Genomic DNA, 11,315 nt, shown 5'->3' on the forward strand with positions numbered 1-11,315 from the left:
GGACCGCCTGTAGCCCCGCGGAATGCCCAGGGAACGGGCTCACGCGGACAAATGGCTCCGCGACGTGACGCCGTCGGCGGACCTGCGTCACTGGCACCACCACGACCAGGAGCGCTTCGCGGAGTTCGGGGATCGCTACATCGGTGAACTGGAGGACGCCGATCACCGGCCGGCCGTGCGGCACCTGCGTGATCTCACCGCCCACGAGAAGGTCACCTTGCTCACCACCACCACTGGCGGTTCGGCGGCCGGCGTGCGCGACATCCTCGGCGCCGAGGCGCTCACCTCTTACGGCACCGAGGAACTGATCCCCTACCTTGACGCCAAGCTCGCCGCCCTCGCGGGAGCGACGGCGGCGAGACCTCCCCCGCCTGATCGAACCGTCCGACGCCAATGCGGGGCCCGGCGCCGGCGGCGCGCGAGCCCCACCCCGTCCACGGCGGAATCAGCCGGCGGTCTTCGGCGGTACCTCGCCGTGCCGGTCGACGACTCCGCGGGCCATGACGGCGTCGACACCGAACAGGACGTCACCTGCCGTACTCCCCGTCCTGGCGCCACCGTTGATGAAGTACGCCTGCGAGCCGAGGTAGGCGAGTGTGCCCTTGTCGAAGATCAACACGGATCGGGTCCTGGAACCGCTGTCCTTGTGTGTGATGCCGATGCCGTGGCGGCCGGCCGCGTCGACGGCGTCGGGGACCCGGGTGACGCCGGGAACCCTGGCGACGGCCTTGTACAGGGCGGAGGCGGTCGCGGGCGGCATGATCACGCTGCCCAGCAGGTCGCCGATCTCCCTGAAGACGGCTTCGTCCTTCGATTCGCCCTTCTCCACCGTGGTCTGGCTGTAGAGCACCTTGAGCAGGGCGTCGGGGTCGGTGGGCAGTTGGGCCAGCCACGCGTAGGTGGGGTGCCACAGGCCGGGGCGCACGGGAGTCGCGAAGGTACTGGGCACCAGTTGACCAGGCATGACGGCGTCTTTCCCACTCGAACGCAGCCAGCCGGTCGTGGTCACGGGACCGGGCTTCTGAGCCGTCCAGGCCTCTTCCTTGTGCGTGGCTCCGAGCGCCACCGGACCGCCGAAGGCGCCCTTGTTCTCGCGCGCCAGGCGCCGGATGTACACGAACTGGTCTTCCGTCACCGGCGTGACGTCCGTCTTCATGGCCGCGGCGGCGATCCGGTCGAGGGTGGCGGTCGCGCTGTTCACGCGGGCCGGTCCGGAAGCGGCGGACCCGGCCGCCGGAGCGGAACCGTGGCCGCCGTGGGAAGAGGTGATGACCAGGGCGCCGGCCAGGGCCAGTGACACGGCGGGCAGCACCAGGCCCAGGCGTGGCAGCCTGCGGCGGGGCGGGGCGGGCGACGTTGCGCCCGGAGCGGAGAGGTCCTGGTCGATCTGCTGCATCAGCATGTCCTTGTGGTGACGGTGGCGGCTCGGCGAGAGGTCCCAGTCGGCCGGAGCTGCCAGCAACTCCTCCGCTTGACTCCGGGCGGAGCCGGAGCGCGGGTTGTCGGCGTTCATCGGGTCTCCTCCTGCAGGAACAGGGCCGCGATCGCGGCCTCACTCTCTTCCTCTCCGCGACGGCCACGCGGTTCCACGTTTCCTCGAGGCGCTGCACCGGCGCTGTACCGGGCCAGTCGGGCCCGGGCACGCGAGAGCCGCGACCTCACGGTGCCGACCGGGATGCCCAGCGCCTCGGCGGCCTGCTGGTAGTCCAGCCCGGCGCCCACGCACAGGGCGATCACCTCCCTGTCCGGGCGCCGCAGCCGGCGCAGGGCGTCGTGGACAAGCGCGAGACGGCGGGCATCGTCGATCCGGCCGGCCGTCTCGTCGGCGAAGTCCTCCACGGGCCGGGGCTCCGGGCTGCGCGCCAGGAAGGCGAGCCGGCGGCGCAGACCGCGGTTGGCGTTGTGCGCCTTGTTCGTCGCGATGCCGAGCAGCCACGGTGTGAGTGAACCGCCCTCCGGATCGACCGTCTCCCGAGTGCGCCATGCGCTGAGGAAGGTCTCGGACATCACCTCCTCGGCGTCCGACCAGTTACCGGTCAGCCGCAGGGCATGGCTGTAGACCGTGCGGGCGTTCCGGTCGTACAGGTCGGCGAACGCCGCACGGTCCCCCGCCCGTACGCGCGGCCGCAATGACTCACTGGGTTCTGTATGCCTCACACTTTCTTCTCTCCGCGGGTCCGGCCGCGTTCCTGTGTCGTGCGCCACACCACCGGGAGGACGCACACCACTGGGCCCTCGCACACCGGGGCTACAGCGGCTTGGACGCGCAGGGGGCGCCCGTGCGTGACGCCCTGCGCTCGGGGCCCCGGGCGCGGCGCCTCGCGCCCTTCATGGCCGTGCTCCATCGCGGGCGGCGCTCGCCGTTCCCGGGGCCCCGAGCCCTCTTCGTGCCCCGTCAGACCCCGGGGGACGCCCATCGGCCGGTGCCGCTACTCCCACCGGCCCGGCAGCGGGCGCGGTCCAGGAGTGTCCCGTTCGTCGAGGTGATGGAACACGTGGTTGACTCCGAGGAGGATCAGAGATACTCGCGACGGGCGACGCTGAGTCTCTTCCCGCTGTTCCACCCGACGAGCCCGACGGGGGTTTCACCCCGCGAGACGAGCACCACGAACCGGCGGGACGCCAAGTCGCCTTCCAGGAGGGTTAGTTCGCCGTCTCCTGGCACGGACCCGTGCACCTGTATCCGCACGTCGTACTGGTCACTCCAGAAGTAGGGCACGGGCTGGTACCGCTCGCGCGCTCCCAGGATGTCCGCCGCCACGAACACGGCCTGCTGCGTGGCGTTGGTCCGGTTCTCCAGGCGTCTGCCGGTGCCACCTTCCCACGGGCCGCGCGCCACATCACCGACGGCGTAGACACCCTCCCCGGCACGACAGCGTTCGTCGCACACGACACCGTCGTCCAAGGTGAGCCCGCTGCCCGCCAGCCAGCCGGTCGCGGGTGTCGAACCCACGGCCACGGCGACGACGTCGGCGGGTACCGTCCCACCGTTCTCGAGGTGGACGCCGCCGACCCGGCCCGCGTGCTGCGAGAGACCGGTGACCCTGGTCCCGGTGCGCAGCTCCACCCCGTTGCCGGCATGCAGCTCGGCGATCATCTTGCCGATCTCGGGCCCGAGTTGGTGCCACATGGGAGTGGGGTTCGGGTCGAGGAGGGTGACGTCGACACCCAGTTCCCGCGCGGTGCAGGCGATCTCGCAGCCGAGGACACCCGCGCCGATGACGGCCACGTTGCGGGCCTTGAGCAAGTCCTTCCTGAGCCGCATGGCGTCCTCGAGGGTGCGAAGCGTGTGGACGCCGGCGAGGCCGTGCCCGTACGGCAGGGGCCTGGCCCTCAGTCCGGTCGCGATGACCAGGGTCCGGTAGGGAAGGGCGCTCCCGTCGGCCAGGCCGACCACCCGGTCGAGCACGTCGAGCCGGACCGCCGGCCGGCCGAGGGTGACGTCGACGCCCAGTGCGTCCAGGCGCTTCCCGTCGAACAGGGTGACCTGATCGGGTGTCCAGGTGCCGGCGAGGACCTTTTTGGACAACGGGGGCCGGTCGTACGGGAGATGTGGTTCGTCGCCCACCAGCCGGATGCTGCCGGTGAAACCCCTGCGGCGGAGCGCCTCGGCCGTCGTGGCTCCGGCGATCGAGCCTCCGATCAGCAGCACATCCGTGGCATCTACACGCTTCAACTGCGCTTCCCTGTCAGTCAGTTGACCCAAGTGATCCTTGACAGGGCAAGTTAATCAGGAAATATTGCAGAGCGTCGCCAAGACCCCGCCTCGCCAGGGACGTCGGACGGTCGGCGGCGCACACCAGGTGGCGGCGCGCGTGCTCCGCCTCCCCGTCTCACACTTCGCCGGCTCGGGCACGCGCCCGTACGGCCCCATCATCCTGAGGAGACTTTCGTTGACCGCTAGCGAAAGCCGTGGCTTCGTCGTGACCGACAGAGAGCCGCGTTGCCCGTTCGACCCCTCCGCGCGACTGGTCGCCATGCGTGAGAGCGGCCGTCCCACCGAGATCCGGGTGAGCGAATCCGAGTACGGCGATGTGGACATGCTCCTGCTCACACGCTACGAGGACGTCCGCTCTGTCTTCGGCAACCGCAGGATCGACCACAGTTTCGTCCCGGCTCCTGCCGGTGAGGACAGCATCTCCAGTGCGCAGCCCGGGTTCCTGCCCCGGTACAACGGCGCCGAACACCAGCGGCTGCGGCGTCTGGTCATGGGCACCTTCATGCCGAAGTCGGTGGCGGCCATGCGTCCGATGATCGAGCGCGTCGTCCAGCAGAAACTGGACGCGCTCGCGGCGGCCGGCCCCGAGGTGGATCTGGTCGCCGACTACGCCCTGTCCGTGCCGTCCTCGGTGATCGGCCACGTCCTGGGCGTACCCGAGTCCGATCACGAACGTTTCCACACCGTCTCGGCAGGAGTGACCGACGTGTCACTGCCGCGCGACGAGGCGATGGCGGCCTTCATGCGGCTGAACGAGTACGTCGGCGCACTCGTGGCGGAGAACCACAAGAACCCCGGGGACGGTCTTGTCGGTCGCCTCGTGACGGGGCAGCACGGTGAGGCCACGGACGACGAGCTCATCGGGCTTCTCGGCATCCTGGTGGTGGCGGGTCACGAGACGACCGCGGCGATGATCGGCCTCAGCGCGCTCGCCCTGATGCAGCAGCCCGAGCAGCGGGCCATCATGATGGACCCGGCGCACTCGACGGCGGACGCGGTCGAGGAGCTTCTGCGCTACCTGTCCATCTCGGGCACGCTGACGCGCGCCGTGGCCGAGGACATGGAGGTGGCCGGCCATCCGCTCAAGGCGGGTGACCGCGTGCTGGTGTCCGCGCTGACGGCCAACCGTGACCCGGAGTTCGTGGAGAAGCCCGACGTCCTGGACCTGACCCGCGAGCCCTCGGCGCACATGACCTTCGGCTACGGGATCCACCAGTGCGTCGGTCAGCACCTGGCCCGCGTGGAACTACAGATCGCCATGCCGGCGCTGTTCGAGAGGTTCCCCGACATCCGGCTCGCCGTACCTGCGGAGGAACTGCGGTACACCGGCGGCGGGAACGTGTACGCGCTGGAGAGCCTGCCGGTCCTTCTCTGACACGGGCCGGCTGGGGGCCGTGTCACCGGCCGACACAGCAACGTATCAGCACGACGTATCAGCACCACGTATGAGCACAGCGAATCAGCTCGACGTATCAGCACAGGGAAAGGTGAACATGCGTATCACGGTTGATGAGGGCAGTTGCGTCTCCGGCGGACAGTGCGTCGCCGCGGCTCCGGCGGTCTTCGACCAGCGGGACGACGACGGGGTCGTCATCCTCCTCCATGCCGAGCCCCCCGCCGGTGAGCTGGAGAACGTGCGCCGGGCGGCGCAGATCTGCCCTGCCGCCGCGATCCGCCTGGAAGAGGCGTCTACGGCCTGACTCCGTGCGGGCCGGGAACGGGCGTGCCCGGCGTCCGACCCGGCCCGCACGGGACACGGGGCTCCGAAGCAGCGGCGCCCGAGGCGGCACCCGGCCCGGCACCGCGCTCGGGACGAGGAGGCGTCTGCGCACCGGGCTGCTCGCGGGCGGCGGAGCGCTACCGGATGCGGCGGCAGTGGTGAGGAATCGGCAGGCTGCCCACCGGGCCGGCCTGCCGTTGTCGCACCTGGCCGTCGCCTTCGTCCTCGCGCACCCGGCGGTCTGCGTGGTGCTCATCGGTCCGCGCCGCCCGGAGCAGCTGGCCGATCTCCTCGCTGGTGCCGGCGTCGAGCTCGACGCCGGCCTTCTCGATCGTATCGACGAGATCGTCCCTCCGGGTGTCGACCTCAACCCCGACGACTTCTACATCGACCCGGCCCCGGCCGTCACCGACAAGCGTCTGCGCCGCTGCTGACGCGCGCCGGCCCCCCGGCACGAGGGAGGAGCGCGGCCGCGGGCACCGGGTGCCGGGAGCGTGTCCAGCCTCCGGTGCCCCGACCACCGTTGTGCTGCTGGCCGGTAAGCGACGTGCGGCGTCGCCATGGAGGTGCCGCTGTCCCGCACGGCGCCGTGGACGCCTCCGACCGCCTCGCGCCGTGCTCCGGTCCCGGCCCCGGGCAGGCGACAGCGGTGAGCGCAGCCTGCGCGGTTCCCCCGTGCGCCGGACGGGCGGGCGCGCGGCGGCCCGTGGAGGCCGCCATCCGCTTCGCGCGGCCCCCGCCGGGTGCGCGTACGAGGATGCGTGGCACGGCCGGCCTGCCGAAGCGGCCGGGCCCCGGGCGTGATGCGGTGCACCCCGGCCGCCCGCCCGCCGTCCTGGTCGTTCAGTCCGTCAGCACTCCGTGCAGCAGCAGGTCGATGAGAGCCCTGGAATCCACGTCCGCCGTGCCTCTGCCGGCGGCAGGGAGGCCGCGCGTACGGGCGCCGCGACGAACACCGGACGGACATTCCCGACGCCGGCATCCGGGTGGCGCTCCTGCGCGGCCCGGGAGACGCGGCGGTGGAGCCGCCGGCTCGGTACCCCAGCGGTTCGCGGACCACATCCAGAGCGCCGGCGTCCAGGGTTGCTTCCACTGGGACCTGGCCGTGGACGACCTGACCGCGGCCGTTGCCCGCGCGGTCGACCGCGGTGCCCGCGTTGTGGTGCGGGCCTCCCCGGCCCAGCGCCCGGGGACCCGCTTCGCCTACGTCGCCGACATCAGTTCCACCGCCGGGCGGGTGGCCCGGCCCGGTACGGCCGTCTGCAACCTGACGGAGTTCGGCGTCAACGGCCTCACCGAGGCCCTGCGCCAGGAGGTCGGCCCGAAGCGCGTGCGCGTGAGCCTGGTGGGGCCCGGCACCGTGGACACCGAACTCGGCACGCACCTGCGCGACGGCGTGGGACAGGCCATCGAGCGTCAGATCGAGGGCATGGAGCTGCTGCGGCCCCTGGACATCCGACGCCGTGTCCTACGTCGTCACCCGTGACCCCCGGGTCGCCGTCAACCCATCACCTTCTACGCCGACGAGACCACACCGGCGCCGGAGGACAGGTTCTCGAAGAACATCACCATCCTGTGGCCGGACAGCGACGCGCTCTTCCCCACGGAGTGGAGCGACACGCTCGGCGACTACTACAGCGATTACGACCTGCACTTCATCGAGGGCACCGGCCACTTCAGCCCGGTAGGCTTTCCGGAGACCTGGGCGGAGCACTCCGCAAGCACGTGGAGGCCGCCGCGAAGCAGCCGAAGCCGACCCGGGCGGGTTTCCTCAGGGGAGAGCGGGCGATGACCACGACGGACCTCGACCGGTTCTGGGAACTGCTCCACGCGTTGCCCGGGACGGACGACGCACGGTTTCTGTACGGGCGGGACGCAGACGGCAGGTTGCGCGAGCGGAACCTGCCGCGGTACCTGGAGCTGATGGACGGCGTCCGTCCCCGGATGCTGCTCATCGGCGAGGCCCCCGGCTACCGGGGTCACGCCGTCACCGGGCTGCCGTTCATGAGCGTGGCCCAGTTGAGCGCCAGGCCCGGATTGATCACCGGCGACCCGGACGGTGACGGTTTCGAGATCCCCACCGACCCGCCGGGCCTGTGGGAGAACTCATCGGCCGTGGTGTGGCATACGGTGACGGCCCTCCGGGGGCCGGTGCCGATGTTCTGGCCGATCTACCCGAACCACCCGCACCAACCCGGCCGGCCCGACACCAACCGCCCCCCGCGCGCCAGTGAGATCAGCCGGGGCACGCCCATCGCCCTCGCGCTGGCGGCCGCCTTCCGGATCAGCACGATCGTCGCGGTCGGCCGCAAGGCGCAGGGAGCGCTCGCCCGCAACGGCGTGGAGGCGCTTGCCGTACGTCATCCGGCTCAGGGCGGTGCCAGGCTCTTCGCCGCCCAGCTCACCCTGATCGACGAAGAACTCCTCGCGGACAGCTGATCCGCGGCGCGGACGCCTCCCACGTCGCCGCCTCCTTCTGACGCGGTCCGAGCGGCCGGTGCCGCACATCGCCACCAGCCGGTGCCGTACATCACCACCAGCCGGTGCAGGCCCTCGGCCGCCCTCTTCGAGCGCCGAGTGATGAGGTCGTGTCCCCCGCCGGGCATGCCGGCGCCCCGCGAGCCCAAGCGGGACTTTCGGGCCATGCCGCCCTCGGGGTCCGGGATGCGCTTGACGAGGCCGGTGCAACGGCCGCGGCGGTCGCCACCGGCACGAGGTGTCCGAGTCTCCCACCAGCCGGCCCGGATACGTGTCAGCTCTTCACAATGCCGCGCAGGAGCATGCCGATGAGCCGGGTGGCCAGGTCGCGACGCCCCTCACTGGAGGCCATGAGGCTGATGCCGCCCAGGGCCATGAGCACGTCCTGGGCGTCGACCTCGGAGCGGGCCGGGGACCGCTCCTCCCCGGCGGCGAGCAAGTGGGCGATGGCGTCGGCGAGCAGGGCGCGGGTGTGCATCTTATCGCCGTCGTCGCTCAGCACCACGCGCAGCGCGTCGGCCATGCCGTCCTTGGCGGTCATGAAGTCGATGAAGGCTTCCATCCAGGTCCGCAGGGCGTCCACGGGTGGTCGTGTGGCGGCGAGGTGCGGCGCCGAGTCGCACAGCCGCTGCACTTCGTGCCGGTAGATCGCCTCGATCAGCAGTTCCTTGGACGGGAACCTGCGGTAGAGCGTGCCGACGCCGACGCCGGCTGCGCGGGCGATGTCCTTGACCGAGGCGCCCGCTCCCTCGCGGGCGAACGCTGCTGCCGCTGCCTCCAGCAGCCGGTCCTCGTTGCGCTGCGCGTCGGCGCGCAACGACCTGGGGCGCCGCGCCTGCCTCTCGCCGTTGCTGGTCACTCCGCACTCCCGTCGTGCCGCCGCCGCTTGCAAGCGGAACCAGTTCCGCTTACTGTCATAAGCGAACCGGAACCAGTTCCGGATATGAGACTACGGCGGCACCCTGCCCGCGCGCCACTCGCCTGCGCGCACGCCGCCCCGCATGACCGCCTTCTTGGAGCAGCTCGTGACCGACCACCTGATCACCACCCCCTTCGGGGCTCAGACCACCGCCGCCGAGGTGGTCACCGGAGTCGACCTCACCGGTCGGCGCGCTGTCGTCACCGGCGCGGCCTCCGGAATCGGACGTGAAACCGCTCGTGTGCTGGCCGCGGCCGGCGCCGAGGTCGTCATCGGCGTGCGTGACCTCACCGCGGGGGCGGACGTCGCACAGGAGATCACCCCGCAGAGCGGTCCGGGAAGCGTCCATGCCACGCTGCTCGACCTCACCGACCAGGCCTCGGTGCGCTCCTTCGTCGAGGCGTGGCAGGGGCCGCTGCACATGCTGGTCCTCAACGCCGGCGTAATGGCCTCACCGCTGGAGCGGACGAAGGAGGGGTGGGAGCTGCAGTTCGCCACGAACCACCTCGGCCACTTCGCGCTCGCCACCGGCCTGCACGACGCCCTCGTTTCGGCCCGCGGATCCCGCGTCGTTGCCGTCAGTTCGGTGGGGCACGTCAACGGCGACGTCCTGTTCGACGACATCAACTTCGACCGGCACCCCTACGACCCGTGGGCGGCCTACAGCCAGTCCAAGACCGCCAACGTCCTGTTCGCCGTCGAGGCGAGCCGCCGTTGGGCGTCGGACCTGATCGCGGTCAACGCCCTCAACCCCGGCCGCATCACCACCACCCGACTCGGCCGCCACATGGGCGACATCTCCAACAGCCCGGCCACGTTCGAGGCCGGCAGCACCGACGTGTCCTGGAAGGACATCCCGCAGGGAGCCGCCACATCCGTGCTGCTCGCCGCCTCCCCGCTGGTCGAAGGGGTCAGTGGTCGGTACTTCGAGGACTGCAACGAGGCCGCCCCGCACCAGCCCGGTATCCGCCGCGGCGTAGCGGCCCACGCCGTGGACCCCGAGCGGGCGGCCCTTCTCTGGCAGGTCTCCATCGACATGCTCGCGGCCACAGCGACGACCGCCTGACAGCACCATCCCCTAGTCACGACGAGGGTGGGCCGGCCCCGACGGGCGGCCCGCCGGGAAGGGCCAACCGTCATGCGTGAGGGATTCAAGGAAACCACCGCGCTCATCACCGGCGGGGGCACCGGCATCGGACGAGCCAGTGCGCTGACCGTGGCTGCCGCGGGCTGCACCGTCACCGTCGCCGGACGCACCGAAACCACGCTGGCCGTGCCTCTGATCCACGAGGCCGACCGTACAGCACGCCACGTCCAGTGCGACGGAGGGACGAAGAGTCGATCGCACACGCCGTTCGGACCGCCGTCAGCGACTCCGGGCGCCTGGACTCCGGCGTCAACAGTGCCGGCATCAGCGGCGGCGACAGCTTGCACGCGACCCTATGCGCTGGCGCTGTGACATTTGGGGGAAGATCGACCGCAGCTTCCGGGAATTCTTCGTGGCGTGACCCGAAGGTGATCAACAGGACTCCGTGTTGACGATACGATCATCTGTCATCGGCCGGGTCACTCCCCCGGACACCGTGCGATCCGAGGAACCACATTGACGGCGGCCTCCGCGAACCGTCCCGAGGCGCAGGCCTCGCCGGAACGGCGTCTTCACTTCGTGGGCAGCCTGCCCCAGTTCCGCACCGCGGAGCAGGCCCTGCGCTGGCAGGTCGGAGACCTCGCCGGCCGGTTGCGGCGGTTGTGCGGGGGCGAGACCGGAGACCGCCTGATGTGGTTCGTCCCCGTGGTCAAGGCGTTGAAGGTCTCGCCGAAGGTGCGTGTCGTACGAAACGGCGACTGGAGCGGATACGACGACACCGACCGTTTGGCCGTGCGCCGCGGCGAACGACTGCGGGGGGCGGACGTCCCTCTGCGGCTCGCCGAGTTCGCGGCCGAGGAGCTCCACACCCTGGCCGGCATGGGGCATCCCGCCACCGCCGAGTTGCCGCTCCAGATCGGGACACCCGGCTACCTCGACATGGCGCTGTTCACCTTCGGCCCGGTAGGCATGACACGCGCCATACGTGCGTTCTTCCAGGCACTCTCGGCCGAGATTCGGACGGTGCACGCCACGGCTGCCGACACGGTGGTCTTCCAGCTCGAGTCCCCGGCGGCCCTGGTCGCCGTGAACACCATGCCGCGCGTGCTGCGCCGTCCGGCGGCGCGGCTTCTCGCCCTCCTGGTGACCCGGCAGGCGGCCAAGGCGCCGGACGGCTCGCGGTTCGGAGTGCACCTGTGCTTCGGCGACCTCGGGCACCGGGCGGCGAGCCGACCTCACGACGCGGCCGCGGTCGCCGAACTGGCGGACGCGATCATCCGGAGGTGGCCGAAGGGCCGCACACTGGAGTACGTGCACCTGCCGCTCGCGGCGGCAGAGGAACCGCCCTCGGTCGATCCCCGTTACTACGCTCCTCTCCGGCGACTGAGGCCGC

At 71.1% G+C, this 11,315-nt stretch carries 12 protein-coding genes and 1 pseudogene; 9 read left to right on the forward strand and 4 right to left on the reverse strand.

Annotated features, from left to right (window positions below):
- Positions 1-22 precede the first annotated feature (22 nt).
- Positions 23-223: pseudogene (locus tag LG395_RS39405) on the forward strand (DUF488 domain-containing protein); the annotation flags it as partial.
- 222 nt (positions 224-445) lie between these two features.
- On the opposite strand, the gene LG395_RS39410 reads toward LG395_RS39405, so the two are convergent.
- The 3 genes from LG395_RS39410 to LG395_RS39420 form a co-directional block, all read right to left on the reverse strand.
- The gene (locus LG395_RS39410) at positions 446-1,513 is read right to left on the reverse strand and encodes a CU044_5270 family protein (protein WP_225814205.1); all 1,068 of its coding nucleotides are present in this window, start codon (positions 1,511-1,513) and stop codon (positions 446-448) included.
- Positions 1,510-2,157, reverse strand: coding sequence for an RNA polymerase sigma factor (locus LG395_RS39415; RefSeq protein WP_225814207.1), 648 nt, complete (start codon positions 2,155-2,157; stop codon positions 1,510-1,512). The genes LG395_RS39410 and LG395_RS39415 overlap by 4 nt, the downstream gene beginning before the upstream one ends.
- Positions 2,158-2,515: 358 nt before the next feature.
- Positions 2,516-3,676 carry an NAD(P)/FAD-dependent oxidoreductase gene (locus LG395_RS39420; RefSeq protein WP_225814210.1) on the reverse strand — a complete coding sequence of 387 codons (1,161 nt, stop codon included), beginning with the start codon at positions 3,674-3,676 and terminating at the stop codon, positions 2,516-2,518.
- Between the two features lie 217 nt (positions 3,677-3,893).
- Here LG395_RS39420 and LG395_RS39425 point away from each other — a divergent pair, with 217 nt between their 5' ends.
- From LG395_RS39425 to LG395_RS39445, 5 genes are all read left to right on the forward strand, one after another.
- Positions 3,894-5,093: a cytochrome P450 gene (locus LG395_RS39425; RefSeq protein ID WP_225814212.1), complete on the forward strand. Its 1,200-nt coding sequence runs from the start codon at positions 3,894-3,896 to the stop codon at positions 5,091-5,093.
- Between the two features lie 118 nt (positions 5,094-5,211).
- A complete protein-coding gene (locus tag LG395_RS39430; RefSeq protein WP_225814214.1) occupies positions 5,212-5,418 on the forward strand; it encodes a ferredoxin in 207 nt (68 codons plus the stop codon).
- Between the two features lie 178 nt (positions 5,419-5,596).
- Positions 5,597-5,872 (forward strand): aldo/keto reductase, encoded by a 276-nt coding sequence (locus LG395_RS39435; RefSeq protein ID WP_372463527.1) that lies wholly within the window; start codon positions 5,597-5,599, stop codon positions 5,870-5,872.
- Between the two features lie 443 nt (positions 5,873-6,315).
- Positions 6,316-6,924, forward strand: a complete 609-nt coding sequence (locus LG395_RS39440) for an SDR family NAD(P)-dependent oxidoreductase (RefSeq protein WP_225814216.1) — start codon at positions 6,316-6,318, stop codon at positions 6,922-6,924.
- 302 nt (positions 6,925-7,226) lie between these two features.
- Positions 7,227-7,877 (forward strand): uracil-DNA glycosylase, encoded by a 651-nt coding sequence (locus LG395_RS39445; RefSeq protein WP_225814218.1) that lies wholly within the window; start codon positions 7,227-7,229, stop codon positions 7,875-7,877.
- A gap of 313 nt (positions 7,878-8,190) precedes the next feature.
- Here LG395_RS39445 and LG395_RS39450 read toward each other — a convergent pair whose 3' ends face one another.
- Positions 8,191-8,775, reverse strand: a complete 585-nt coding sequence (locus tag LG395_RS39450; protein WP_225814220.1) for a TetR/AcrR family transcriptional regulator — start codon at positions 8,773-8,775, stop codon at positions 8,191-8,193.
- 142 nt (positions 8,776-8,917) lie between these two features.
- Here LG395_RS39450 and LG395_RS39455 point away from each other — a divergent pair, with 142 nt between their 5' ends.
- From LG395_RS39455 to LG395_RS39465, 3 genes are all read left to right on the forward strand, one after another.
- Complete coding sequence (locus LG395_RS39455) at positions 8,918-9,901, forward strand: SDR family NAD(P)-dependent oxidoreductase (RefSeq protein ID WP_225814222.1); 984 nt, start codon at positions 8,918-8,920, stop codon at positions 9,899-9,901.
- A gap of 72 nt (positions 9,902-9,973) precedes the next feature.
- Positions 9,974-10,294 carry an SDR family NAD(P)-dependent oxidoreductase gene (locus LG395_RS39460; RefSeq protein WP_225814224.1) on the forward strand — a complete coding sequence of 107 codons (321 nt, stop codon included), beginning with the start codon at positions 9,974-9,976 and terminating at the stop codon, positions 10,292-10,294.
- A gap of 144 nt (positions 10,295-10,438) precedes the next feature.
- The coding region (locus LG395_RS39465; RefSeq protein ID WP_225814226.1) for a hypothetical protein at positions 10,439-11,315 on the forward strand (877 nt) is incomplete at its 3' end.

The sequence above is a fragment of the Streptomyces spinosus genome (assembly GCF_020400655.1).
In the GTDB taxonomy this organism is placed as follows: Bacteria; Actinomycetota; Actinomycetes; order Streptomycetales; family Streptomycetaceae; genus Streptomyces; species Streptomyces argyrophylli.